The organism is Lacrimispora brassicae (assembly GCF_054772055.1).
In genome coordinates this window covers 336,499-361,926 of the sequence record NZ_BRYH01000006.1, presented here as the reverse complement: position 1 = coordinate 361,926, position 25,428 = coordinate 336,499, and the positions used below count along the sequence as shown (strand labels likewise).

Annotated in this window: 24 protein-coding genes and 1 other annotated feature; of the genes, 2 read left to right on the top strand and 22 right to left on the bottom strand. The window is 47.2% G+C overall.

The genetic code is table 11. From position 1 onward, the window contains the following. The first annotated feature begins 26 nt into the window (after nt 1-26). A complete protein-coding gene (locus ACYVD3_RS04745) occupies nt 27-578 on the top strand; it encodes a hypothetical protein (protein ID WP_460641356.1) in 552 nt (183 codons plus the stop codon). 60 nt (nt 579-638) lie between these two features. Next, on the top strand, nt 639-926 hold the full coding sequence (locus tag ACYVD3_RS04740; RefSeq protein ID WP_460641355.1) for a hypothetical protein: 288 nt from the start codon (nt 639-641) through the stop codon (nt 924-926). Between the two features lie 162 nt (nt 927-1,088). Here ACYVD3_RS04740 and leuS read toward each other — a convergent pair whose 3' ends face one another. From leuS to ACYVD3_RS04630, 22 genes are all read right to left on the bottom strand, one after another. Continuing rightward, on the bottom strand, nt 1,089-3,503 hold the full coding sequence (gene leuS, locus ACYVD3_RS04735) for a leucine--tRNA ligase (RefSeq protein WP_460641354.1): 2,415 nt from the start codon (nt 3,501-3,503) through the stop codon (nt 1,089-1,091). A gap of 162 nt (nt 3,504-3,665) precedes the next feature. Then, nucleotides 3,666-3,914 (bottom strand) — a binding site (T-box leader). Nucleotides 3,915-4,032: 118 nt separating this feature from the next. Beyond that, nucleotides 4,033-4,944, bottom strand: coding sequence for a lysostaphin resistance A-like protein (locus tag ACYVD3_RS04730; protein WP_460641353.1), 912 nt, complete (start codon nt 4,942-4,944; stop codon nt 4,033-4,035). Between the two features lie 46 nt (nt 4,945-4,990). Then, nucleotides 4,991-5,137 (bottom strand): hypothetical protein, encoded by a 147-nt coding sequence (locus tag ACYVD3_RS04725; RefSeq protein ID WP_460641352.1) that lies wholly within the window; start codon nt 5,135-5,137, stop codon nt 4,991-4,993. A 227-nt stretch (nt 5,138-5,364) separates the two neighbouring features. Next, entirely contained in the window at nt 5,365-6,018 is a 654-nt protein-coding gene (locus ACYVD3_RS04720; RefSeq protein ID WP_460641351.1) for a class I SAM-dependent methyltransferase, read from the bottom strand. A gap of 411 nt (nt 6,019-6,429) precedes the next feature. Continuing rightward, on the bottom strand, nt 6,430-7,050 hold the full coding sequence (locus ACYVD3_RS04715; protein WP_460641350.1) for a hypothetical protein: 621 nt from the start codon (nt 7,048-7,050) through the stop codon (nt 6,430-6,432). A 318-nt stretch (nt 7,051-7,368) separates the two neighbouring features. Further along, a complete protein-coding gene (locus ACYVD3_RS04710; RefSeq protein ID WP_460641349.1) occupies nt 7,369-7,839 on the bottom strand; it encodes a cytidine deaminase in 471 nt (156 codons plus the stop codon). Between the two features lie 58 nt (nt 7,840-7,897). Further along, nucleotides 7,898-8,605 carry a purine-nucleoside phosphorylase gene (gene deoD / locus ACYVD3_RS04705; protein ID WP_460641348.1) on the bottom strand — a complete coding sequence of 236 codons (708 nt, stop codon included), beginning with the start codon at nt 8,603-8,605 and terminating at the stop codon, nt 7,898-7,900. A 16-nt stretch (nt 8,606-8,621) separates the two neighbouring features. After that, nucleotides 8,622-9,398: a uridine phosphorylase gene (gene udp / locus ACYVD3_RS04700; RefSeq protein ID WP_460641347.1), complete on the bottom strand. Its 777-nt coding sequence runs from the start codon at nt 9,396-9,398 to the stop codon at nt 8,622-8,624. Between the two features lie 17 nt (nt 9,399-9,415). Beyond that, the gene (locus ACYVD3_RS04695; RefSeq protein ID WP_460641346.1) at nt 9,416-10,135 is read right to left on the bottom strand and encodes a Crp/Fnr family transcriptional regulator; all 720 of its coding nucleotides are present in this window, start codon (nt 10,133-10,135) and stop codon (nt 9,416-9,418) included. A gap of 72 nt (nt 10,136-10,207) precedes the next feature. Next, complete coding sequence (locus ACYVD3_RS04690) at nt 10,208-11,125, bottom strand: ABC transporter permease (protein ID WP_460641345.1); 918 nt, start codon at nt 11,123-11,125, stop codon at nt 10,208-10,210. Continuing rightward, nucleotides 11,118-12,242, bottom strand: a complete 1,125-nt coding sequence (locus ACYVD3_RS04685) for an ABC transporter permease (protein WP_460641344.1) — start codon at nt 12,240-12,242, stop codon at nt 11,118-11,120. The genes ACYVD3_RS04690 and ACYVD3_RS04685 overlap by 8 nt, the downstream gene beginning before the upstream one ends. Continuing rightward, nucleotides 12,235-13,770, bottom strand: a complete 1,536-nt coding sequence (locus ACYVD3_RS04680) for an ABC transporter ATP-binding protein (RefSeq protein WP_460641343.1) — start codon at nt 13,768-13,770, stop codon at nt 12,235-12,237. Before ACYVD3_RS04680 ends, ACYVD3_RS04685 begins: the two co-directional genes overlap by 8 nt. Before the next feature lie 73 nt (nt 13,771-13,843). After that, the gene (locus ACYVD3_RS04675) at nt 13,844-14,905 is read right to left on the bottom strand and encodes a BMP family ABC transporter substrate-binding protein (RefSeq protein WP_460641342.1); all 1,062 of its coding nucleotides are present in this window, start codon (nt 14,903-14,905) and stop codon (nt 13,844-13,846) included. 25 nt (nt 14,906-14,930) lie between these two features. Beyond that, nucleotides 14,931-15,800: a YjjW family glycine radical enzyme activase gene (locus tag ACYVD3_RS04670; RefSeq protein ID WP_460641341.1), complete on the bottom strand. Its 870-nt coding sequence runs from the start codon at nt 15,798-15,800 to the stop codon at nt 14,931-14,933. Further along, nucleotides 15,797-17,293 carry a YjjI family glycine radical enzyme gene (locus ACYVD3_RS04665; RefSeq protein WP_460641340.1) on the bottom strand — a complete coding sequence of 499 codons (1,497 nt, stop codon included), beginning with the start codon at nt 17,291-17,293 and terminating at the stop codon, nt 15,797-15,799. Before ACYVD3_RS04665 ends, ACYVD3_RS04670 begins: the two co-directional genes overlap by 4 nt. Nucleotides 17,294-17,868: 575 nt before the next feature. Continuing rightward, nucleotides 17,869-18,606 (bottom strand): gamma-glutamyl-gamma-aminobutyrate hydrolase family protein, encoded by a 738-nt coding sequence (locus ACYVD3_RS04660; RefSeq protein WP_460641339.1) that lies wholly within the window; start codon nt 18,604-18,606, stop codon nt 17,869-17,871. A 34-nt stretch (nt 18,607-18,640) separates the two neighbouring features. Continuing rightward, nucleotides 18,641-19,729, bottom strand: coding sequence for a M42 family metallopeptidase (locus ACYVD3_RS04655; RefSeq protein WP_460641338.1), 1,089 nt, complete (start codon nt 19,727-19,729; stop codon nt 18,641-18,643). A 24-nt stretch (nt 19,730-19,753) separates the two neighbouring features. Beyond that, the gene (locus ACYVD3_RS04650) at nt 19,754-20,743 is read right to left on the bottom strand and encodes an ABC transporter ATP-binding protein (protein ID WP_460641337.1); all 990 of its coding nucleotides are present in this window, start codon (nt 20,741-20,743) and stop codon (nt 19,754-19,756) included. After that, the gene (locus tag ACYVD3_RS04645) at nt 20,740-21,735 is read right to left on the bottom strand and encodes an ABC transporter ATP-binding protein (protein ID WP_460641336.1); all 996 of its coding nucleotides are present in this window, start codon (nt 21,733-21,735) and stop codon (nt 20,740-20,742) included. The genes ACYVD3_RS04650 and ACYVD3_RS04645 overlap by 4 nt, the downstream gene beginning before the upstream one ends. Nucleotides 21,736-21,753: 18 nt before the next feature. Next, nucleotides 21,754-22,632: an ABC transporter permease subunit gene (locus ACYVD3_RS04640; protein ID WP_460641335.1), complete on the bottom strand. Its 879-nt coding sequence runs from the start codon at nt 22,630-22,632 to the stop codon at nt 21,754-21,756. Between the two features lie 15 nt (nt 22,633-22,647). After that, complete coding sequence (locus tag ACYVD3_RS04635; protein WP_460641334.1) at nt 22,648-23,568, bottom strand: ABC transporter permease; 921 nt, start codon at nt 23,566-23,568, stop codon at nt 22,648-22,650. A gap of 89 nt (nt 23,569-23,657) precedes the next feature. Next, complete coding sequence (locus ACYVD3_RS04630; protein ID WP_460641333.1) at nt 23,658-25,337, bottom strand: ABC transporter substrate-binding protein; 1,680 nt, start codon at nt 25,335-25,337, stop codon at nt 23,658-23,660. Nucleotides 25,338-25,428: the final 91 nt, after the last annotated feature.

Genomic DNA, 25,428 nt, shown 5'->3' with positions numbered 1-25,428 from the left:
ACAAGAAAAGTAAGGAATCTCATGCTATGAACAATGAACAAAATGTCCGCGCAAATGATCTGGACTCCCTTATCGGCGATAATCATCTTCATATGATGAAGGCTGCCCTACCCTATATGAATGTTTCCCAACAACGCTTTATCTCCTACTTCGTCAAAATAAACGAGCTGCAGCGCACCGTCAGTCTGTTTGAAGAAGGTGAAGTGGCCACCATGGGAATCTGTTCCGCAGGAGAGAGAGAACAATCCGACATCCCTATTGACATGCTGAACACCATAAAACCCTTTGCCGACCCGGCAGAACAGGATTTCATTGACCTTATTATCAACTTCTTCCAGGGCTTTAAGCTGGCCGGAGCCTTCTCTGACCCTGTACCCAGCTCCACAATTCCGGTCCAGGCCCAATCAGAAGGGCAAGGCAAGCAGGCAAATCAGACGAATCAGAGTAATAACCACCGGCAGAATAACCCCTTGGGAAGGATGTCTTTTGACCAGATCAAAAATTTCATGCCTCCGGAGCAGCAATCCAAGTTTGAAACCATGCAGCTTATGATGTCCGCCATGCAGCAGATGAATTAATCCTTGCTGCCTTCCCCAATTCCCTTTACATATCCCCATAGAAAGGAAGAATAACGACCTATGAACGCCAACTGGAAACAAGACCCCAGACTAAAAACCATGAATTCGCAAAAACTCTCCATGCTGAATGAATTTGCAAAACGGGTGGAAACCACCCCAAAGGACCAGCTTCTTCCAACGCTTTTAAGCTTAAATGCGGAAGCAAGCCAGAAAGGCATTCAATTTAACGACCAGGAAACAGATCTTCTCATCTCCATCATGAGCGCCAATATGGACCAAAATGAGAAGAAACGAATTGAGAGCCTGCGGATGCTTTCTAAAAATTTCATGAAACGCAATACAAAATGAAAACAAGGACATTATGGCGGTCCCTCAAGGAGCCGCCATAATGTCCTTATCTTGCCCAGGCAGTGAACCAGACAAACCTGCTTGCATGTTTAGCCGGCCACTGCTGCGGCAGCTACAAGACCCTCTATAGCGTGTTTCTTGTAGTTTATCATTCACATAAAATTACTTGCACACAATATTTACAATTCTTCCAGGAACATAGATTTCCTTAACAATGGTTCCGGTTATCTTATCCGGAATCAAAGCCTTGCCGGCTTCAATGGCCTCTTCCTTTGATACGTTTACAGGAAGCTTTACCACTGCCCTTGTCTTTCCGTTTACCTGGACCGCAACTTCGATCTCGTCTTCCTTCATGGCCTCTTCGTCACATTCCGGCCACTGTGCGTGAAATACGGAATCACTGCCGCCAAGGCGCTGCCACAGTTCCTCACCAATATGAGGTGCAAATGGAGCAACCAAAACCACAAAGGCCTTTAAGGTCTCTTTGTCGATGCCTCCGGACTTTTGGGCCATTTCAATAAATTTATTGTTATACTCCATAAATCCGGAAATTACCGTATTTAAGTTAAACTGGCTGAAACGCTGCTCAATATCAAAAATCAGCTTATTGCGCAGACGGAGCATTTCCCTGGTGGGCTCCACATCCTTATCACTGCTTGCCGCCACCAGTTTCCAGAAACGGTTCAGGAAACGGCTGACACCTTCGATCCCCCTGTCATCCCACTCTGCATCAAGCTCCGGCGGTCCCACAAAGAGCTCATACATACGGAGGGCATCACAGCCATAGTCACGGACCAGATCATCAGGTGATACTACATTTCCTTTTGATTTGCTCATCTTGATTCCGTTCTTTCCATTGATCATGCCCTGGTTAAACAGTTTGGTAAAGGGCTCGTCAAAATCCACCACACCGATGTCGTTTAAGAACTTGGTGTAAAAACGGGAATACAGGAGATGGAGCACAGCATGCTCCACACCGCCGATATACATATCCACCGGAAGATACTTTTTCGCTTTCTCTTTGGATACCAGATCCTTATCATTGTGACTGTCCACGTAGCGGAGGAAGTACCAGGATGAACCTGCCCACTGAGGCATGGTATTGGTCTCTCTTTTAGCGGTCGCGCCGCACACCGGACAAGTGGTGTTCACCCATTCATCAATGTCTGCCAGAGGAGATTCTCCCGTGCCGGTAGGCTGGTAGCTTTCCACCTCCGGAAGAGTGAGCGGAAGCTGGTCTTCCGGTACCGGAACATTGCCGCAGTGTGGGCAATGGATAATGGGAATGGGCTCTCCCCAGTAACGCTGTCTGGAAAATACCCAGTCACGGAGCTTAAAGTTTACGGTCTTCTTTCCCAGACCACGTTCCTCGATCATTGCAGGAGCTTCTTTTTTAAGGACGGAAGATTCCATCCCATTCCACTCGCCGGAATTGATCATGGTTCCGCTGGCCTCGGTGTAAGCCTGAGTCATGTTTTCAATTTCCCTGCCATCCTTTGCGATAACCTGAACAATCGGAATATCAAACTTCTTTGCGAACTCAAAATCCCTGTCATCATGGGCCGGCACGCACATAATGGCGCCGGTGCCGTAGTCTGCAAGGACATAATCAGAAAGCCAGATGGGGACCTTTGCACCGCTTAAGGGATTTACTGCATAGCTTCCGGTAAATACGCCGGTCTTTTCTTTATCCTGAAGACGGTCCACATTTGACTTCATGGAAGCGTCGTAAATATACTTCTCAACTGCTTCTTTATTTTCCGGGGCAGCAAGGCCTGGGGCAAGAGCATGTTCCGGCGCCAGCACCATAAAGGTGGCTCCGTATAAGGTATCAGGTCTGGTGGTATAAACCGTGATGGCCTCATCTCTTCCGTCTACCTTAAAATCAACCTCGGCTCCATAAGATTTTCCGATCCATTCCGTCTGCATCTTCTTGACCTTTTCCGGCCAGTCAAGCTTATCCAGATCATCTAACAGGCGGTCTGCGTAAGCGGTGATTTTTAACATCCACTGTCTTAAATTCTTCTTTGTGACTCCGGTTCCGCAGCGCTCGCAGCAGCCGTTTACCACTTCTTCGTTTGCAAGTCCTGTTTTACAGGATGGGCACCAGTTGATGGGGAATTCCTTCTCATAGGCCAGGCCCTTTTTAAACATCTGGACAAAAATCCACTGGGTCCATTTATAAAATTCCGGATCCGTGGTGTTGACCTCCATATCCCAGTCATAGACGGCCGCGATCTCATTGATCTGACGTTTGATGTTCCTTACGTTTTCAGCCGTGGATTTTGCCGGATGGACTCCCATCTTGATGGCGTAATTCTCTGCCGGCAGGCCAAAGGCATCCCAGCCCATGGGGTGGATCACATAATGTCCCTTTAAAATCTGATACCGGCTCCACACATCGGAGATTACATATCCTCTCCAATGGCCTACATGAAGACCGCTTCCTGAAGGATATGGGAACATATCCAGACAGTAATATTTCTGCTTTTTCCCATCGTCAACATTGATGGGGTTCTTTGCCCAGTTTTCACGCCATTTTTTTTCAATGGCACTGTGATTGTATGATGCTGCCATAACAAAATTTCCTCCTTCTCGCACACGCTTTTTGTGCATATAGGTATACCCGTAGGGTGCTTCCTCCTTTTACGACAGGGTTTTTCCCTGTTTCAAATGTCTGCGGATAAAATGATGACCGTAAGAGCACATAAAAAAATGCGCCTCAGACCGCTCATCGGTCATAGAGACGCAGGATCTACCGCGTGGTACCACTCTATTTCATACAAGATTCGTATGCTCTCACTGGATATGGAAAACATATCCGCCCGCTGTAACGGTCGGGACACCGGCAATGCCTACGCAGAAAGCAAAGCTTCCTTCAGCACGCTACTCAAAGGCCAGTTCGGCTGCCATTCCCAACCGGCTTCCACCACCCGCCGGCTCTCTGCATGTTTCAGACAGCTTACTATTCCTAATCACAGTATTTTTGCTAACTACAAATGTAACATAATTGACGAATTGTGTCAACCGTATTTTGAGAAATCCAGAATATCCAGAATGTTCCCCTATTGTATGGATTCCGGACAACGCTTGCAAGGCTTTTCATTTAACTTGACGAAATGACAAAGGTCACGGCTGAAAGAAGGAAAAACAAGATCATTCCAAGGTTTAAAAAAAGCACCTTAAAGGCTCCTTTCCCCCAGGTCTCCATAAGCCCCGGATGAAACACCAGCTTTCTTTGATTGATAAAAAACAAAACGGTTCCTGCAAGAACTGCTCCAAGCATAAATATGGAATAGCCCACAGCAAGCAGCGGAGCGTTTCCAATATGTAAGGCTACAATGGAGCCAAGAAAATTGATGATCATATGGAAAATTATAGTATAGCGAAGCTTTCCTGTCTGAATATAAATATAGGCTAACACCAGACCGATCCCAAAGGCATAAAAGAACTGGTAGAAATTTCCGTGGCTTAAGCCAAAGACAACACTGGATACCAGGATTGCCGCCTTATCTCCATACATCCGGATCCGGTCAATGAGAACCTTGCGAAACAGGATCTCTTCGCAAACAGGGGCCATTACCACCATGGTGACAAAAATCGCCCAGGTGCTTAAGCCTTTCATCACTTCCTCTACCGGGTTGATCATGGGCTTTCCTGAAAGAGCACAAACAAGGCTCATAAGGGCCCGCCCCATGAGGTTTCCAAAAAACAGGGCGCTCATACAGATCAAAAACCCGGAAACAAGCATTCCTGCCTTGGCCTTTTTTACCCCGGGCCTGCATAAAACCGGCATATCCTTTACAACGAGGCAGGCAACAGCTCCCCCAACAACATAATTAGCCAGGGAGACAAACACCATATACCAGTTCCCAAAGGTTATTTCCATTCCAAACCGGGACAGCACAAGAGCAATGACTCCCACCTCAAGCTGTATAACAATCGTTACAAGAAGGAATGCTCCATATCCCATCCCCACTCTTGAAAACGCTTTCCACGCATTTCTTCTGTCTTCCACTATTTCCATGCCTCCTGTCATTAAATTTCGGTTTTGCCAATTAAAATCAGCACAAAAAACCTACTAACCCATATTGATAGTCAGTAGTCTCATAGTCTTTATATTTCTCAAGAAGATCTTCAAACGATATAATCTGCATACCATGAATTTCATCACAATCATTAAGATTTGCTTTTTTTAATGATATCCTCATAAAAATCTCCTTTCACAGTTCTTAGATTATAAATATTTTATCTAAGAATATCAGTTTTTTTACCAACTATCAACCTTAAGTTTCCAATGTACAGTAATCCGTCAAATATCGTTTCATAGATTGACTCGTTCCATTTTAAGTACAAAAACTACCAACTGATAGCTGGTAGTTTTCCTTACATGTTCTTTTTATTGGCTTTGCATCATGCTCATAATCCAAAGAAAAACTCATTTATATGCTTTCAGAATGTTCGTACTTTGCCATTTATTCAGAAGTTCAACCTTTGAAAATCCTCCGGAATGTAAGGCTTCTGTTTCATGAGCTCTTGTAAGCGGCGTATCATAGTGATAGAATTCACCGTCACATATCCCCAATTCTGTCTTCAGCCGGGAAAGCTCCAAAAAGCTCTTCTTTTCTTCTTCATCATTTTCCGCCATATAGTCCGTTAAAATAAAATATCCGCCCTCTTTCAAAGAACTATGCAACTTTTTATAGAGCAGAATTTTCTGTTCCAGGGTAAAATGATGCAAGGATTCCACAGAAACAGCAGCATCATATAGATTTTCCCCAAACGTAACCTCAAAATATGAGCCATTGATAAGCGTAAGCTGTCTGTCCGGAAATTTAGCCTGCAGTGCGTTTAACATACCACTTGCCAAATCAATCCCTGTTATTATTGCAAATGGATTAACCTTGAAATATTCATTCAATTCCAAACCTGTCCCACAGCCCAAATCAAGCACTTTGCAGTGTGCGGTCATAGGCAGTTGAGATGCCGTATATGGATAAAATATTTTTGCAGAATCAATACAATTAAGTTGGTGGTCCTCATACCCGTTTAAACGACTATCAAAAAATTCTTCCATTTTTTCGAGCTTCATTACAACCTCCTTCACATGATCAAATATATATAATTCTTATAAAGATATTACCACCTAACTTACTAACTATCAATGTTAAGTTTCCAATGTACAGTAATCCGTCAAATATCAGTTTTGTGGTAAGCGTTTACAATGTATACAGTCATATTCTGGTGATAAATCAACTTTTCCGATTTTCATATCAACCTGTCCCTTTCCTTGTCAAAAGTTTAAAAGTGCTTTATTATTAAATAAAAAATTTACAAAAAAATCATTGAGGAGTCAAACCTCAATGATTTTTTCAATTAAAACGTAATCATTATACTATTTTATTAATATCTTCTTTTGGCGTGCACCGGCAAAATACTACTCGCCCATTGAACGGCCAGATAGGTATAGCGGTCTGCTATAAACGAAATACACAGTGTCACGTTAGGGAATTAAGGAGATAATGTTTTCTATTCCTTCAATAACATCCGTGCCCAATGATGTGCCAATCACAATGTAAACAGAATCTTTGGTAGCAATCATGTAATAATACACGTCAATGTCCGCACCTGCTGCTCCTGCCTGTTCTTTGGGGATGTTCGCAGTGACGACATAGGCATCCTTGCCTTCCACGGTTTCAAATTTTCCCTGTGCTTTTAAATCGGGAAATTGCTGTTCCAACTGGCTGCAGGCTGCCTCATTGAGCAGCGCTTCCGCTTCTGCGTCCCTGGTGACAAACAACTCATAGGTTTCCTCATCCCCTGGCAGACCCATCACGATAATGGCAGAATTATCTTCGGCCTGATACAAAGTTACATCGGTTCCCATGGTGGACTGTACTTCCCTGGTGAATCCATCCAAGTCTGGGAATACGACTGCCGCGGCTTCAACTTCGCTTTCAACCTGGCTTTCAGCTTCGCTTTTAACCTCACTTTCAACGGGCGCTTCAGAGGTTTCCTCCGTCTGAGAAGATTGCTCGGATACAGAAGATGCTTCTTTGTTTCCGCAGGCCGCAATGGTGACTGCCGTTGTAAGTACCAATAATAGCGTAATTAATTTTTTCATGTTTATCCTCCACGGTTTATTGTTTGATTTTTTTACCTTTCCCATCTCTTTATATGCCAATAAATTGTCACTAAACATTGCTGGAATTCCTTGGTAAAAAAATTTCAAAATGAGTCTAATATACACATGGACGGAAAAGACTGAATTCGTACTAAATTGACTCTTAAATGTACTTAATAGGAGCTTACTTCCCAAACATAATAACGCCGCTGCACCTCAGCTTTGAGATGCAGCGGCTCTTGCTTTGCCAGCCTGTGGCAAACAGACATGGGGCGCGCCATAGCGGAAAGCACTTTTACGGCTTTATGAGCAAACCGTCTATTTACAAAGATCCCCCGGTCCAAACCCCATGGGCAGCAGCTCTTTCAAAGAAAATACCTTATACTCTTCTTTTCCCGCCGCCAATATAATCTGGAATGTCTCCGGGTCACAAAATTCCATCATCACCTGGCGGCAGACTCCGCAGGGAGCTGTAATTCCAGTGGGAATCCCCTCTCTTCCTCCAACGATACAAATAGCCTTAAATTCTCTCACACCCTGGCTGACCGCCTTAAAAAATGCCGTACGTTCCGCGCAATTACTGGGAGTATAGGCTGCATTTTCAATATTGCATCCCTGATATAAAGTACCGTCGGCAGACAACAGCGCCGCCCCTACTTTAAATCCGGAATATGGAGTATAGGCTCTGGCCATTGCCTCAAACGCCTGATGGATCATTTCCTTTACAGGAAGCTCTGTTTCCACCGCATCCACGCCGGTCTCTCCATGTTCCTCTGTTTTTTCATTCATTTCCAGCTTCCTTTCTTCCCCCTTCTCCTGTAAATCCTTACCCACGATTTTCTGTAATCTACAATTCCAGGGCAATTTCCATCATTTTTCCAAATCCCAGTTGCCGCTCCATTGCACTCAGTTTTTCCTCACCATAAATCAAATCAGAAATTGTCAGCATACAGAGAGCTTTCTTTCCCGCTGCTGCCGCATTCATGTATAAGGCCGCCGTTTCCATTTCCACACCCAGAACCCCCATGCTGCGCCACTTGTCATTGACCCCGGCCGCTTGATTATAGAAAATATCACTGGAAAGGACATTGCCCACGACCACTTTCGTTCCCAGCTTCCCGGCCGCTTCCGCTGCTTTTACCAAAAGTCCATAATCGGCAATAGGAGCAAATGTACCCGGAAGGCCATACTGATAAGCGTAATTGGAATCCGTGCAGGCTCCCATTGCAATCACCACATCCATAAGCTTCACGTGATCCTGTAAAGAACCGGCGGAACCGATGCGGATAATCTGGTCCACATCATAAAAATGGTACAGCTCATAGGAATAAATACCCATGGACGGCATTCCCATTCCGCCTCCCATAACGGAAATTTCCTTTCCCTTATAGGTTCCTGTAAATCCAAGCATGTTCCGGACCGACGTTACCTGAACCGGATTTTCCAAATACGTTTCCGCAATATACTTTGCCCGTAACGGATCTCCCGGCATCAAAACTGTTTTTGCTATTTCTCCTTTATTCGCCCCATTGTGGGCGGTTGGTGTCATCTCCATTTGATCGCCTCCTCTTTTATGATTTATCCTGACGGATCATCAGGCGTATCGCCTCTACCGCCGTCCGGATGGCCCCATCCGTATCATGGACGATGGGATTTTCCAGGCCCCGGCTGGCCCGTTCCTGATTGGCTATTACCAGGAATACAGAACCCGCCCTCACCTTAAGGGCACTGGCCACAACAAAGAGAGCCGCCGACTCCATCTCTGACGCCTTGCAGCCCAGCTCCATCCAGGCCTTCCACTTGTTTAAAAGCTCATAGGATACTGGTTTTGTATCCGGAGAGTGCTGCCCATAAAAAGAATCCTTACACTGGACAACGCCCACATGATAAGGTTTTTCCAGGGCTTTTGCTGCCGCCGCCAGAGCACTTGTCACCTGAAAATCAGGGACCGCCGGAAACTCAATGGGAGCGTACTCACGGCTGGTTCCCTCCATGCGGATGGCCCCGTTTGCAATAACCAAATCTCCGCTTTTTACCTCCGTATCCATTCCTCCGCAGGTACCGACACGGACAAAGGTGTCTGCACCGGACATGGCCAGTTCTTCCATGGCAATTGCTGCCGACGGCCCGCCGATTCCCGTGGAGGTCACACTGACCAACTCACCGTCTAAGGTACCGGTGTAGGTCACAAACTCCCTGTTGTCCGCAATCAGCCTGGGATTGTCAAAATATTTTGCAATCAGGGCGCAGCGCTTGGGATCTCCCGGCAGGATGACGTATCTGCCTACGTCTCCTTTCCCCACCTGGAGGTGATACTGTTTTCCTTCTGTTTCAGAATAATTTGTCATGTCAAATCCACCCTCTGTTAAATTTCATTCTCATCAATTTTTTCTGCTACCACAGCCTTGATCCGCTGGTATTGTTCCTCACTGATAACGATGGTCCTTCCTTCCCGGGAGATATACCCGTTCTCCTCCATCTGGCCGATGCACCGGTTCACTGTCTTCACACAAAGCCCTGTGCTGTTAGACAAATCCTTTCTTGTCAGTTGTATGCGGCAGATGCCGCGGCGGGATGATTTCCGGTAAATATGCAAAAAGAGCAGAAACAGCCTGTCGCTTCCCTGTAAAAATAAAAACAAACGCTCTTTCCTCACCTGTTCCAGAAGATAGATCCCCATAGCCTTCACCTGTTCCAGAACCGCATGGATGTCCGAAAGCATCCAGCGGCTGAATTGGTCCTTTGACACACAGAGGAACCGGCAGTCCGTCTCTGTCACCAGAGTGGTCCGGTACCGGTCAAAGCCCATGAGGAATTCCATGGCCCCGAACACCTCTACCGGATAAAATCTGGTATAATCGTAGGTAATCTCCTGAACCCGGTAATCTGTCGCCTTTACGATGCCCTCCACCAGAATGTAAATAGTATCCACGGATTCATTTTCATGAATAAAGGTGGTGCCTTTTTTCAGCTTTACAATTTTAAATGCCTCCAGGAGCCATTTAGGTGCATTGGCCAGATAATTATTTAAATATTCCCGCGACTCACTGCGAAGTTCATTGATTAAAGACATAGCATCGTTCACAATCTTCCTCCTTCCGCTTCTTTCTTCTTGTTTTTCTTCATTTTCCCGTTCCTGATCCCTTGGGAATCATTCTTATCTTACATCCTTTTCGTATGGCTGTCCACTGGCTTTGGGCGCGGAGGATTTTCCCACAAACAGAATCAGGATCACGATGGTAATGAGATAGGGAAGCATGGCCAGAATAGAGGAAGGAACGGCAAATCTTCCCCCTCCCAGGGTAACGGTAAGGGCCTGGGCCGCTCCGAATAACAGGCAGGCGCCATATGCCCCGTGAGGAGTCCATTTTCCGAAAATCACAGCCGCCAAAGCGATGAATCCCTGTCCGCTGATGGCTGTGGGCGTAAACTGGGGAATAATGGCAAGAGTCATGGACGCCCCGCCCAGGCCGGCTAAAATACCGGAAGCCAGAACGCATACATACCTGATTTTATATACATTAAGCCCCATGGTATCTGCTGCTGCCGGATGCTCTCCAACTGCCCGGATATGAAGCCCCCATTTAGTTTTATAAAGCAGGAACCAGAGAAAAACCGCTAACACAAGGGCAATGACAACCGTTACATCCACATTTAAATTCTTAAACACCCCTGCATTTAAGTTTCCAAACAGCTTTGGAATCTTATGGGGCACAGGCAGTGACATGGTGGCACCGTCAAACAGGAGACGGCAGGCAAACAAAGCTGCGCCGGGACCGATTAAATTAATGGCAATTCCGGAAATGGTCTGGTCAGCCTTACATGTAATGGATGCAAAGGCGTGAAGAGATGCAATGATGCCCCCTGCCAGACCGGCAGCAAAAAATCCTGCCCAGGCATTTCCTGAATAATAGCCCACTGTAGCCCCTGTAACCGCTCCAATGGTCATCATCCCTTCAATTCCGATATTGGTAACGCCGGACCGCTCCGACACTACTCCTCCCAGTGCAGCAAAAACCAGAGGAGTGGAATACATAAGCGTAATGCCCACAAACAGCATCAGACTGTTAAGCATGTTTCTTTCCTCCCTTCGAAAAACGGTCCACCAGAGGCGGAATAATACGGGTCAGTGCCACAAAAAATACAATAACACCGATAACGATGTTGATGATTTCTGAGGGAGCCCCCACTTCGTACTGCAAGGACTGGCCTCCATAAATCAAACCGCCAAACAGCAGTCCTGCAAAAATACAGCCGATGGGAGAACTGGCTGCGATCAGGCAGACCGACAGTCCGTTAAAGCCCGTGTTTTCAAAGGCTGCCAATGTGGCAATACCGTGAGGAGAGTTTCCTGTAATGTAAAGCGATGCCGACAACCCGCAGATTGCCCCGGAAATAAGCATGGAGTGCAGGATGTTTTTATTTACATAAATACCTGAAAATTCTGCGGCACTTTTGTTAAAGCCCACTGCCCTGAGTTCAAATCCCTTTGCCGTTTTATAGAGAAGAAACCAGATACACACTGCCAGAATGACTGCAATAATAATCCCCACGTTTACATCTGTTTTCAGAATGGTATTTCGCAGAAAATCGTTTTGTGCAAGGGCCGCTTTTCCTGCTTCCGTGGCCTTATAATTTCCCAAAATCATGGTATACCCGGAACGGTTGATGGGGTATGTTCCGATGGTATCCGGTTTATGAAACCGGTTCAGAGTGCATATATAATTGGAAAAATAAAGGGCAATCCAGTTCAGCATAATGCTGGTAAGAACCTCATGAATGCCGAATTTCGCCTTTAAGAAACCGGCGATCCCGCCATATGCCGCTCCGGCCGCTACACCTGCAAGGAGGACCAGGGGAATCTGAATCACCGGCGGAAAGTCGAAAAGAATACCAACCACGGTAGATGCCACGCAGCCCATGATAAACTGACCTTCGGCTCCGATGTTAAAAAGTCCGGTCTTAAACGCAAATGCTACTCCAATCCCCGTAAGAATCAGAGGCGTACTTTTAATGATTACATTGGAAATGTGTTTCGGACTGGAAAAGACTCCGTCAAATAAAACGGCTAGTGAATGAACCGGCGGATATCCCGCCGCCGCGAGTATGATTCCCGCTACGATGAATCCAAAAAAAACAGCGATCAAAGTCATTGTTAATGGCTTTTTCAAAATCTTTACCGTTTTATCCATGATTCTTTCCTCCTGCCATTAACAGACCGATTGTATTTTCATCTACAGTTCCCTGGGGAAACGTGTCCTGAATTTTCCCGTCATAAATCACTGCGATGGTATCGGAAACATTCATGACCTCATCCAGCTCAAACGAGATGAGAAGAACCGCTTTTCCTTTATCTCTTTCGCATATTAAAGTCTTATGAACCGTTTCGATTGCTCCCACATCAAGGCCTCTCGTCGGCTGTACGGCAATCAGTATGTCCGGATTCATGGAGACTTCCCGCCCGATGATAACCTTCTGCTGATTCCCTCCTGAAAGTTCCCCCACCCGTCTGGAACCGCAGCCCTCCGGACGAACATCATACTCCTGAATGATAGTTTTCGTAAACTCCTCCATTTTCCTTCTGTCCAGGATTCCTTTTCTGGAAAATGGCTCCTTGCGGCACCGCTCCAATATGGCATTTTCATTTACAGTGAAATCCAGTACAAGCCCTCTCTTCTGCCGGTCTTCGGGGATGATGCTGACGCCGCTGTCTATGACCGTTCTGGGATCTGTATTGGTAATGTTTTTTCCGCGGACAATAATGCTTCCCTTTTCTGCCGGTACCAGGCTGTTGATCGCTTCAACCAGTTCCTTTTGTCCGTTGCCGTCAATTCCGGCGATCCCCATAATTTCACCCTTGCGGACCGTTAAATTAAGCCCCTTTACTGCTTCGAGCTTCTTCTCATTTTTCACAACAAGGTCTTTGATTTCCAATACCGTTTCTCCCGGTTTTGCCGGCGTTTTATCTACCACCAGCTTCACTTCATGGCCAACCATGAGCGTAGCCAGTTCCTGTCCGGAAACCTTCTCTACCGGCACCGTATCAATATATTCTCCCCGGCGGATAACCGTACAGGTATGGGAAGATGCCTTGATTTCCTTTAACTTATGAGTAATAATAATGATGGCTTTTCCATCCTTTACAAGATTGTGCATGATGGACAGAAGATCTTCTATTTCCTGAGGAGTCAAAACAGCAGTAGGCTCATCAAGAATCAATAATTCCGCTCCCCGGTACAATGCCTTTAATATCTCCACTCTCTGCTGCATTCCCACAGAAATATCGCAGATCCTGGCATCCGGGTCCACCTCCAGCCCATACTTTTCCACGATATCCAGAATCTGTTTCCTGGCCTTTTTCATATCCACAATACCCGCGCGGGAGGTGGTCTCATTTCCCAAAATAATATTCTGGGTGACCGTGAAATCCTCCACCAGCATAAAATGCTGATGAACCATGCCAATGCCGTTTGCTATTGCCACATTAGGATTCTTTATCTCCACTTTTTTTCCATTGATATAGATCTCGCCCTCATCGGCCTGATACAATCCATATAGTACATTCATCAGCGTCGATTTCCCCGCACCATTTTCACCCAAAAGAGAATGAATGCTGCCCTTCTTAACATCCAGACTCATATCCTTCAAAGCGTAAAATGCCCCGAACCTTTTTGTGATTCCGTGCATCTGGACCGCATAATCGCTGTTTCCCGTGGCCATATCAATACGTTCTCCTTTCGTTTTTACACCGCAGGTCCTTGTCGCCCCTGCGGTGCAAATTTATTTCTCTATCCTATTCAGCGATAAATGCCTCGTATTCTTCTTTTGTGGTGGGAGGTGTCAGCTCTTGGCTTCTTATTTTGTCCTCTACCTTTAAGGTGTCCTCATAAACTCCTTCCGGCATGTTGCCATGCTCCTCAGGAATCCCTACACATTCTTCCTTTAAGCCGAAAGTAAGAGTCTGACCGCCGATTTCCTGGCCGTTTATTGCCTGCTCAGACACTTCCTGTACTGCCTTACCAACTAATTTAAGAGCCGATGTCAGCACGTTTTCCGGTGCCAGATATGCCTGATCCCGGTCTACACCGATCACCCACTTGTCCCCTTCCTTGGCAGCCTCGATGACACCGGTTCCTGTGCCGCCTGCAGCGTGGTAAATAACATCGCAGCCATCGGAATACATTCTTGTGGCAATGGCTTTTCCCTTTGCCGCGTCGCTAAAGCTCTCCGCGTACTGTACGGAAATATCAATATCCTTTCCAAGCTCTTTGGCTGCATATTTCACGCCGGCCTCAAAGCCATACTGGAACTGGTCAATCAAACCTGAGGAAATGCCGCCTACAAAGCCCACTTTTCCGGTCTGTGTTGTCCGTCCCGCCACATAGCCGACTAAAAAGGATGGCTCCTGGGCCCGGAACATAACGCCTGTTACATTGGATGGCGTATCCTCATAGGCATTGTCAATAATGGCATACTGAATATCCGGATTGCTCCCGGCCGCTTCAAGCACTGCATCCGCACAGGCGTAGCCTACTCCCCATAACAAATTGGCACCGCTGTCTCCCAGTCTTTCCAGGTTCGTCACGAAATCTGATGCCTGCTTTGACTCAATGTAATTAACATCTGCACCGGTCTTTTTCTTTAATTCGGTAAGACCTTCCCACGCAGACTGGTTAAAGGACTGGTCATTGATTCCGCCTGTGTCCGTAATCATTGCCACGGAAAAACTGCTCTTTCCTCCGGCAGTAGTCTCCTCCTGAGTCTTTGCGCCTTCTGTTTTTCCGCCTCCGCACGCTGTAAGTGATAATACCATTGCCGCCGTCAAACCGAACACAATACCTTTTTTCGCCATCATAAATCCAATTCCTCCGTTTTTTATTTTATACAATTTGTATATCTTTAAATCCACATGTAACCGCCAGCTCTTTCAGCTTCTCCATTTGTTCCGGAGGAGGGCTTTTTCTTTTTTCCATGTTTCCCCTTACTCCAAAATTGCGGAATGCTATCAGCTTCAGCTTAAATTCCTCCAGATAAGGTCTGACATGGTCTGATACTCCCGTGATGACCTTCTCCATATCCACTTCCCCGCCTTCTGCCGGACCGGAGCAGGAAGAAGTTTCCCCTTCCAGACACACAAGTCTCACCTCGTATAGCTTTCCCGCCTGGGCAAGATACTTGAGGTTTTTCTTAACGCTCCTGTTGTCTCCGCCCGTCAGACGGTGAAACACCGCAAAATCCCACGCTTTTACATCCAGCATCACTTTGTCCGTCACCGCCATGAGCAATGGATATTTGGAAAAATCCACACATCCGTTGCTGTCCAGATAACAGGAAAGCCCTGCCTTCCCTGCAAGGGTAAACAATTCTGTGAGAAACTCCGGGTACAGGCTGCACTCGCCGCCGGACACCGTAATTCCCTGGATAAACGGCATGTTTTTTTCAATCTGCTCCCAGACCTCCAAAGCCTCCATCCACCGTACCTTTGGCGACGAAGCATTGGGACAGACCCGGATACAATTGTCGCACTGGACACAAGCTTCCTCGTTCCATATCACATTTGTGCCTGAAAGGGACAATGCACCTGAAGGACACTGGTCCACACAAACACCGCAGCCGTTGCACAGCCGTTGTGTCTCCGGGTTATGGCAGTAAGCGCAGGCAATATTACAGCCCTGGACAAACACTGAAGTCCGGCAGCCCGGCCCATCCACTACGCTTAAGGGAATCATCTTGTTAATGGGCGCTCTCACTTCAGCGCCCTGACCTTCCGGTTCTCCAAATGTGCATTGCGGTAATTATCCCCGCCCAGATGTACTGTATTCTGGAGCACTGCTTCGCCCTCATAATATTTTTCCATCTCGCTCCGTTTGACCAAGTATCCCGTGATACGGACCAGATCGCTGTCTGATGCGTAAAAGCTTATATATTTGTCTCCCAGAGAAAACGCTCCCTTTACGATATCCAGCATTGCAGCAGGATTATTTCTTCCTGTGGGGTCAAAGGAGAAGATATCCGCACAGCCCGTGGGGAAAAACTTGTGAAATCTGGCGCTGTGGCGAAGATGGTCGTACATGCGCTCCGGCTCCATCCCTACGGGAATCCGTACTCCTGAGGTAATCCCGTGATCTGAATCGATCCCCACCTGGGCATGAAGTGCAAAATGATTATCAAAAACCTGGGAATAAAGTGCCTGGGCCGCTCCCGCATAATTCCCAATTACTTCCATAATCTGCTCTGCCAGGTCATCTGCTTCTTCATTGTGGCCATATGTCTTTTCCGGATATTTCATCAGCACATTTGTGCATTCCGCCAGCCCTACAACTCCGAACATGGCAAGGAACTTATCCCTGGAAATAAAACCTTCCCTGGAGAGGAAAGAAGTCTCAAAGAAATTGGATTCTTCTACGAGGAAACGAATTCTTTCATTCATATAGCTTCCCATGGAGTCAAGGCAGTCAGGCAACAGTTCCGATAAAAACTGTTCCTTGCTCTCCGCTTTTTCTGCCAGCTTTGGAAGCACAATCCTTACCAGCGTGTAGGAACCTCCGCCTACAGGAAGAACATTATAGCAGCTTGATATTCCGTAGTCGCCATAAGTATCCTTGTGCATCTTATGGTTGCAGACAGCCGGGTTGGCACAGTACAAAGAGGTGTAAAGGGCAAGCTCTGCGTAAGAATCCGGCGTAATATCCCTGTCATATTTCAATGTGAAATTGGGAACGGCATTCTGAAGCTCTTTTTCAAGCTTTAAAATCAACCTTCCCGCCCTTGTCTCTTCCGGCCCTAAATTGGCATGGCAGAAGCTATCGGTTATGGTCCTGTCCAGATAAATAAGGAACAGCTTAAGCTTCTTTTCCGCTTCCTCATCCGTCACCCCATCAAGAAACGGCTCGATCAGCTTATCAATGTTGCCGAGATAAACGGGATAACTGGTGATGGATGGGACATGACGGTACAGAATCATCAAAAATTGCAGCACTTCGTCTAAGTCCCCCGGCGCCTCCAACTGCAAAAATTCACTTCCGTTTTTCACCGCTTTTTCATAGTCCGGCATTATGTACCTCGGACGATATGGTGCGTGCCCCTCATCCAGATCGCAGATCGCCCCCATGTCCATATAACGGCGTGTCTTTTCCGGTATGGTGAGAACCTCCAGACTATTTTCTGCTGCATGGGCCAGAGCCACGACCTTCTGTTCATAAGTCAGTCTCTTTGATGTTACAATGTCTAAGATTTTATTCATGCATTCCACCTCTCTCATTTCAAGCCCTGTCCATGGTAAAAGGACTTATATCTCTTATGCTCTTGAAATATCCACATTGTAACAATTATTTTTCATTACCAAAAGGACTCATGTCCTTTTTCACGTAAATATTATTCGATTTGTGCATTAGTTACATTTTTATAGGATTCTTTTTAGTAAAAAACGCTAACAGGCAGATTGTCATTGCCATTTTCGGTATGAAAATCACAGGTATCTGATTCCAATGTCTTTGATTTTGTCATGAGCTTTGGTCTGCTGAACATGGGTTTATCTCTTTTTAAGAGGAATGAACCCATGTAAAATAAAAAATACCCGCTATGCGGGTGCGAGACAGGATGTTATACAAAAAATCACCTTTCTGCTTTTAATAGAAGGGTTTAAGCCACTATTAGAAGCGAAAAGGTGATTTCAATGGCAAAGAAAGCTAATGAATTTAGAACATACGATCAGCACATCCAGTTTTATGGCTATCTGAAAGGGAAAACTGCCCTTATGATGTTTGAACGCCTTACCTCATCTCTCTTACACTTCCTCAAATCTTGTTCTTACAGTCCTTATTGACTCTTCATCCTGACACAATGCTGGTTAAAAAAAGAAAACAGCCGGTTCATCCCAGGAGCAGAATCAATTAAATTCTCCGGGTGCCATTGAATCCCCATAATAAGCCCCTCCTCGTCCTCCAAAGCCTCTATCACTCCGTCGGACGCATAAGCGGACGCCTTAAGTCCGCGTCCCAGCTTTTTCACTGCCTGATGGTGCATGGAATTGGTTTCCAGCGTTCCTGCCCCCAGTGCAGAGGCAAGCCTTGTTTCTTCTAAAACCTCCACCCGATGGGTCAGATAGCTTCTTTTCCGTTTCTGCATATGCTGCAGGCTCTCTTTCTCCCGCAGGGAAATGTCCTGATAAAGGCTTCCTCCCATGAGAACATTTAAGAACTGATGCCCCTTGCATATTCCCAGCATGGGGATTCTCCGGGTGATGGCATACTGCCCCGCCTGAAAAAGCGCTTCGTCGATCTCCGGCCTGATTTCCCCCAGAACCGGCAGGGGCTCCTCCTCATAATACCATGGGTGAAGATCCTCGCCGCCGGGAAACAGCAGGCCGTCGCAAAATGCCATTGCCTCTCCCGGCCCGGTCAGAATCCCAGATGCCGGTATAACAACCGGAATGCCTCCGTTTCTGAGTACCGCTTCCACGTAGGCAGTGTTGGCATAAACCCGTTCCATGCTGTTAAACATCCCCACTTCTGTCATAAATGTATTACCCATAATACCGATCACAGGTTTTTTCACATCATCACCTCTTTTATCATTTTTACAGTAACTCTTACAGCAAATCCTGGCGGCAGATATGGCGGATGGCAGAGAGATCCAGTCTCCGGATCACTTCGGCCGCCAACTGAGAGGCCGCTTCTAAATCCTCTTTTGCACAGAAATTATAATGGGTGTGAATGTATCTGGAAGGAACGCCAAGTACAAGTACCGGAACTGCCTTTCCCGTCAGGCTGAGTTTTCCTGCGTTGGTGCTTCCTCCCCTGCGGACCGCCTCCTGATATTTGATTCCCAGCTTTTGGGCTATTTCTATGGCATACTCCACAAAGGCGGGATTGGAAATATAGCTCTTATCCATACGGCGGATCTGCACGCCTCCCTTCATTTTCCCCTGAGTGAGGGCTGCATCAAAAAAGAAATCATCTGAGGGGGAGCCCTCGAAAACAATGGCCAGATCCGGTTTTACAATCTGGCTTGTGACAGTGGCTCCCCTCATTCCCACTTCCTCCTGGGAAGCAAAAGCTCCTACGACATTCACTAAAAGATCCTTTCTGTCCGCGTAAAGCTTGTTCATGGTTTCTATAATGCAAGCACAGCCGGCCCGGTTATCAAAAGCTTTACCAAAGCAGACCCCATGGTCCCCATCGTAGGAAAAGGACACATCAGGAACCATGGGATCACCCACGGATATACCGAAATCCTCTTCCGCCTCTTTCCGGCTGCAGGCTCCTATGTCCACATAAATGCTCTCTATATCAAGGTTCTGGGAACTGCGTTCCCCGTCGTTCATGAAATGTACGGGCTTTGAGGTAATGATGCCCTTTACAAGCCTTCCGTCCCTGGTCTTCACCAGCACAGAATGGGCCGGGACATTGGTAAGATGAAACCCTCCCAGCATCAGGATCCCCAGACAGCCGTTGCTGTGTATGCATTGTACCATAAAGCCGCATTCATCCAAATGGGCATCCAGTTGGATCACTGGCTTTCCTGGCTCCCCACCAGGCATGCGTGCATACAAATTGTTCATCGCGTCGTTTTCGACCTGATACCTGCCTAAATACCCTGCTGCCGTCTGCACCACATCTTCTTCAAAGCCGCTTGGTCCAAAGGCATTCGATAATCTGCCAAACATTTCCATATCCATAATTGCTTTCTCCTCTTAATTCTGTTATCTTTTTTCAACGGTTTTACCGTCATATAAATGGCAGTAAACGTAATGATCCTCATCCGCCTGATACCGCTCCGGCGCTTTCATGCTGCAGATATCCATGCACTTTGGACAACGTGTATGAAATTTGCAGCCGGCGGGCGGATTTAATGCGGAGGGAATGCTTCCTTCCAGAATGACCCGTTCCCGTTTCACTTCCGGATCAGGAACCGGTACTGCCGATAAAAGCGCCTGTGTATAGGGATGGAGGGGATTTTTATAAAGCTTCTCTTTGGCCCCTGCCTCCACGAAATTCCCAAGGTACATAACCCCTACCCGATCACTGATGTGTTCCACCACATTTAAGTCATGAGCCACAAAAATATAGGTAAGGGAAAATTCTTTTTTCAACTGATTTAATAAGTTTAGCACCTGAGCCTGAATCGATACATCCAGGGCCGATACCGGCTCATCAGCGATTATAAGCCTGGGCTCTACCGCCAGTGCCCTGGCGATTCCGATCCTCTGCCGCTGCCCTCCGGAAAACTCGTGGGGATACCGGTTGGCATGATAATCATCCAGCCCTACCTTCCGCAAAAGGCCCAGGACCTTATCCCTCCGCTCTTCCTTTGACGACGTCAGCCCGTGAATGACCAGAGGCTCCGCAATGATATCAAACACCGACATCCTGGGATTCAGTGAGGCATAGGGATCCTGAAATACCATCTGGACCTTTTTACGCACCGGACGCATCTGCCTGCTGTTATAGCCGGAAATAGTTTCTCCGTCAAGAATGATCTCCCCGGAGGTCGGTTCTTCCAGCATGCAGATTCCTCTCCCCAAAGTGGACTTTCCGCAGCCGGATTCTCCCACGATGCCGAATACCTCGCCCGTTTTTACCTCAAAGGAAACGCCATCCACTGCCTTTACATACTCGGTTTTTCCGAATTTGCGGCTGGAAACGGGATAATAAATCTTCATATCCTTAACATTTAAGAGGTTTTCTGTCATCTCTCCTCACCGCCCTTCCTTTCACAAAGCCAGCAACGGCTCACATGGCCGCCGCCCATCTGATAAAATCCCGGCTCCTCTTTCCTGCACCGGTCAAAGGCCTGGGAACACCGTGGCGCAAACTTGCAGCCCTCTGGCATGAACTTGGGATTGGGAACATTGCCGGGGATGGATTCCAGTTCGTCAACCGGAACCCCGAGCTTTGGTATGGAAGCCAGAAGACCTCTGGTATAGGGATGAGCGGGTGCTGCAAAAATAGATCTTACATCCCCCTTTTCCACCACCCGTCCGCAGTACATGACCGCCACTTCATCGCAGGTTTCCGCCACCACCCCTAAATCATGGGTGATGAACAGAATGGATGTTCCGGTTTCCTTTTTTAAGTTGTTCATCAGATCCAGGATCTGGGCCTGTATGGTTACATCAAGAGCCGTGGTGGGTTCGTCGGCAATCAGCACCTGAGGCTTGCAGACGAGAGCCATAGCAATCATGACCCGCTGGCGCTGTCCCCCGGAAAGCTGGAACGGATATTCCTTCATCATCCGCTCCACTCTGGGAACACCGGTCGTACGGAGCATATCCTCTGCCTTTTTATAGGCCTCCTCCCTGGAAACATTTTCATGCTGAAGCACGCATTCCGTTATCTGCCTTCCGATTTTCATAACCGGATTTAAGCTGGTCATTGGCTCCTGGAAGATCATGGAAATCTTGCCTCCTCTTAATTTCCTTCTTTCTTCTTCTCTGATCCGCACAACATCCCTGCCGTTAAGAATGATCTCTCCTTCCACCACCCTGCCTCTGGTTCCCATTAAAAGACTCATGACAGACAGAGCAGTAACGCTTTTACCGCTTCCTGATTCACCTACGATCCCTAAGGTGGCGCCTTCCTTCAGCTCAATATCTACGCCATCCACAGATTTTATGATTCCGCTGTCCGTATAAAAATAAGTATGAAGGTTCTTAATTTCAAGTATGTTTCTCTTTTCTTCCATATGGTTACCGCCTCCTCATTAATCCGTAAGCTTGGGGTCCAGGGCATCACGCAGACCGTCACCGAGAATGTTAAAGCTCAAAACCGTAAGAAAGATGGCAAGGCCGGGAAACAAGGTTGTATGGACACTGGTCATCATGTAGGTCCGGCCGTTGGACAGCAAAAGTCCCCATTCCGGCGTTGGCGGCTGTGCTCCCATTCCCAGAAAGCTTAAGCTGGAAGCCGTTAAAATAGAAGAACCGACGGACATGGTGTACTGAACAATAATGTCCGGTACTGCCCCAGGAAGGATATGTTTTAGTAAAATCCTGGCATCCGATGCTCCTAAATTCCTGGCCGCATGGACAAACACCGTATTCTTAAGAGCCAGAGTCCTTCCTCTTACAAGTCTTGCAAAGGTGGGAGTGGAAAAAACAGCCACGGCAATAACCACATTGTAGAGTCCGCTGCCCAGAATCGCTACAATGGCAATAGCCAGAATGATTCCCGGAAACGCAAAAAGAGTGTCGCAGATTCTCATGATCACGGAATCAATCAGGCCTCCGTAATAGCCGCCCAAGAGTCCCAGAATTGTGCCGCATACCGCCCCTGCCGTAACTGCAAGCAGGCCTATGGTAAGAGATATTCTGGTCCCGTTAAGGATCCTGGAAAATAAATCCCGCCCGAATTCGTCGGTGCCGAAAAGGTGAGCCCCACTGGGTCCCTTAAGAATCGAAGAATAATCATATTCATTGATGCCATAAGGCGCAAGCACCGGCCCCAGCAGAGCCAGGAACACCAAAAACAGCACAAAGATCAGCGCAGCCACCGCATTCTTCTGTTTCTTAAACTTTCGCACCATTTCGGATACAGGAGTTTTGATATCTGATTTTTCATTTATTTCATTTTTTTCAGCCATATTAGATAACCTCCTTTAACCCAGCTTGATTTCCGGGTTGAGGACCGCATAGAGGATGTCTACAACCAGGTTAATGACGATAAACTGCAGAGAAAAAATCAGGATCAGCGACTGAATGGCCGGATAATCCCGGTAATTGACGGATTCGATCAAAAGGGAGCCAAGACCCGGATAAGCGAACACCGCCTCCGTAACCACAGAACCGCCCAGAAGATAACCGAATTGGAGCCCCACCACCGTAACCACGGATATCATGGAATTGCGGAATGCGTGCCTCCAGGTCACAGCCTTTTCCTTAAGTCCTTTTGCCCTGGCTGTCCTGATATAATCCTCTTTCAAAACCTCTATGATGGAAGACCTGGTAAACCGTGCGATCACCGCCGCAATGCTGATTCCCAGGGTGATGGAGGGAAGCACCAGGTTCTTAAAACCTCCGGCTCCTGTAGTGGGAAACCACCGAAGCTTTACGGCAAATACCATGATCAGGAGGAATCCCACCCAGAATGATGGCAATGAAATTCCGGAAACTGCTACGGTCATGCCCGTATAATCCTGCCATTTCCCCCGGTTTTTGCCGGACCATACGCCAAAGATCACACCGGCAATGGTGCTCCAGACAAGGCTTAGGACGGTAAGGGCAAGGGTATTCCCATATCTGGCGGCTATTTCGCTTGAAACAGGACGCTTGGTCCGCAGAGAATTGCCCAGATCCCCCTTTAAAAGCCCTTCAATATAATGAATATACTGAACTGCCACCGGCTTATCCAGCCCCAACTGGACCCTGACAGCTTCCACATCCTTCTGGGTCGCCTGTTCTCCCGCCACAAGGCGTGCCGGATCACCGGGAATCAGTCTTACAAAGAAAAAAACAAAGGTTATTACAATAATCAACGTGGGGATCGTTCCCAGCACACGCCGGAGTGTATATCTGAGCATTCTCTATCATCTCCTATGGTCTATGGTTCATACGGAAAAGGCGCCCTGGTAACAGGACACCCCCGCCGCATGAATATTTCCTTGCCAGGTTATTTGGACATTTTCGCATTTTTCATATTAATGGCTCCGTCCGGATAAAGCTTAACGCCGGTTACCTTGCTGCCTGTGATCCAGGTATTGATATCATTTGCCACACAGACCAAGGGTACATCGTTCCATATAATATCCTGCGCTTTTGCATATGCTTCCTTACGAATGGTGTCATCCGCACTCTGGAGCGCATCCTTTAAGCATTTTTCCAATTCATCGTTTTCATAATAGCAGATGTTGTAGCTCATAGGCGGCTGGGATTCCTTTGCCAGAAGAGGTCTGATACCCCAATCCGAATCGCCGGTGGAAGTGGACCAGCCGCTGAGGAAACATTCCACTTCAACCTCAGAGCCAGAACCGGTTGCTCCCTGTACTCTTTCATTCAAAATTGCATTTTCCATACCGTTCAGTTCCAGATTAATGCCGGCCTCGGCAAGCTGCTGCTTGTAAAACTCTGCCTTTTTCTGATTGGCTGAGGTATTGGCATACATAAGGGTAGTGGTGAAACCATCGGGATAGCCTGCCTCTGCCAGCAGCTCTTTTGCTTTCCCAGGATCGTAGGGAAGGGGATCATTGCTTTTATAATACTGCACCGCAGCTCCTTCAATGGAAGTGGCCGGTATGCCCAGTCCGTTCATGACTACCTGGACATAAGCCTCCTTATTAATGGCATAGCTCACCGCCTGGCGTACCTTTACATCGTTAAAAGGAGCCTTCTGGTTGTTCATCATAAAATACCATACGGTAATGCTCTGTCCGTCGGTTACGGTCACATTGGGATCTGCCTTTAATACCTCCACACTTTCCGTAGGCGCAGGCCAGATAATCTGTGCATCTCCGGACTGGATCATTGCCACACGGGTGGCATCCTCTCCAACCGGCTTAAAGGTTATGGACTTAAATCCGGCGTCATTGTCAGCCAAAGCGGTTCCGCCGCAGATATCTGCGTCATAGCCCCACCAGTCCTTATTCAATTCTATCTTCACATGATCGCCGGGAACCCATTCAACGAACTTATACTGTCCTGTCCCTACCGGAGCCTGTGCGCATACATTCGGACCTGCCTCAATCTGCTTCGGACTCATCATCACGCAGGCCGGATGGGCAAGCGTACTGATAAATGCTCCAAAAGGCTCTGCCAAAGTTACTTTAATGGTATAATCGTCAACCTTATCCACATGGTCGAGAATACTGCTGAGAAGGGTGGTACGTTTTAAACCGAGAGTTTTGTCTCCCCACTTGGTAAAGTTTGCCATGGCCGCTTCCGCATTCCAGGGAGTGCCGTCGGTGAAAGAAATGCCTTCTCTCAAAGTGATGGTAAATTCTGTGGCATTGTCGTTGGCTTCATAACCGGTGGCAAGCATGGGATAAATCTTCATATCATCGTCAAACCCAAAAAGCCCATCCATCATCATACGCTGGATGCCGCCGGAAAGGGTATCGCTGGTGTCCATGGGATCCATGGTCGTAACGTCAACTCTCACCGCCGCCGTAATATCTGCATCCTGTGACACAGATCCCCCCTCTGCCCCAGCCGCTGCAGTGGTTTCTGCGGTTTCCGACGAGCTTTCTTTTCCTGCACTCTGCTGGGTACCTGACGAAGAGCCGCAGGCTGTAAGTACCGTCATCGATACTACCAGGGCCGCAGCCGTCAACAGCTTCCATCTTCTTTTCTTCATCGCATTTCCTCCTTATTTTTTGACATATACAAAAAGAGCAAGATAAGCTGCTGTTCCTTAAGCTTCCTTGCTTTTCCATCATTTTATATGT

Coding starts and splice junctions, on each gene's coding strand:
- ACYVD3_RS04680 (WP_460641343.1), bottom strand. CDS start 13,770: ATGGCCACGGGAAACAGCGATTATGCGGTCCAGATGCACGGAATCACA.
- ACYVD3_RS04630 (WP_460641333.1), bottom strand. CDS start 25,337: ATGAAGAAAAGAAGATGGAAGCTGTTGACGGCTGCGGCCCTGGTAGTA.
- ACYVD3_RS04675 (WP_460641342.1), bottom strand. CDS start 14,905: ATGATGGCGAAAAAAGGTATTGTGTTCGGTTTGACGGCGGCAATGGTA.
- deoD (WP_460641348.1), bottom strand. CDS start 8,605: ATGGAGATGACACCAACCGCCCACAATGGGGCGAATAAAGGAGAAATA.
- ACYVD3_RS04720 (WP_460641351.1), bottom strand. CDS start 6,018: ATGAAGCTCGAAAAAATGGAAGAATTTTTTGATAGTCGTTTAAACGGG.
- ACYVD3_RS04745 (WP_460641356.1), top strand. CDS start 27: ATGAACAATGAACAAAATGTCCGCGCAAATGATCTGGACTCCCTTATC.
- ACYVD3_RS04645 (WP_460641336.1), bottom strand. CDS start 21,735: ATGGAAGAAAAGAGAAACATACTTGAAATTAAGAACCTTCATACTTAT.
- ACYVD3_RS04740 (WP_460641355.1), top strand. CDS start 639: ATGAACGCCAACTGGAAACAAGACCCCAGACTAAAAACCATGAATTCG.
- ACYVD3_RS04650 (WP_460641337.1), bottom strand. CDS start 20,743: ATGACAGAAAACCTCTTAAATGTTAAGGATATGAAGATTTATTATCCC.
- ACYVD3_RS04685 (WP_460641344.1), bottom strand. CDS start 12,242: ATGGATAAAACGGTAAAGATTTTGAAAAAGCCATTAACAATGACTTTG.
- ACYVD3_RS04635 (WP_460641334.1), bottom strand. CDS start 23,568: ATGCTCAGATATACACTCCGGCGTGTGCTGGGAACGATCCCCACGTTG.
- ACYVD3_RS04655 (WP_460641338.1), bottom strand. CDS start 19,729: ATGGATATGGAAATGTTTGGCAGATTATCGAATGCCTTTGGACCAAGC.
- ACYVD3_RS04690 (WP_460641345.1), bottom strand. CDS start 11,125: ATGCTTAACAGTCTGATGCTGTTTGTGGGCATTACGCTTATGTATTCC.
- ACYVD3_RS04715 (WP_460641350.1), bottom strand. CDS start 7,050: ATGAAAAAATTAATTACGCTATTATTGGTACTTACAACGGCAGTCACC.
- ACYVD3_RS04640 (WP_460641335.1), bottom strand. CDS start 22,632: ATGGCTGAAAAAAATGAAATAAATGAAAAATCAGATATCAAAACTCCT.
- ACYVD3_RS04725 (WP_460641352.1), bottom strand. CDS start 5,137: ATGAGGATATCATTAAAAAAAGCAAATCTTAATGATTGTGATGAAATT.
- leuS (WP_460641354.1), bottom strand. CDS start 3,503: ATGGCAGCATCATACAATCACAGTGCCATTGAAAAAAAATGGCGTGAA.
- ACYVD3_RS04665 (WP_460641340.1), bottom strand. CDS start 17,293: ATGAATAAAATCTTAGACATTGTAACATCAAAGAGACTGACTTATGAA.
- ACYVD3_RS04710 (WP_460641349.1), bottom strand. CDS start 7,839: ATGAATGAAAAAACAGAGGAACATGGAGAGACCGGCGTGGATGCGGTG.
- udp (WP_460641347.1), bottom strand. CDS start 9,398: ATGACAAATTATTCTGAAACAGAAGGAAAACAGTATCACCTCCAGGTG.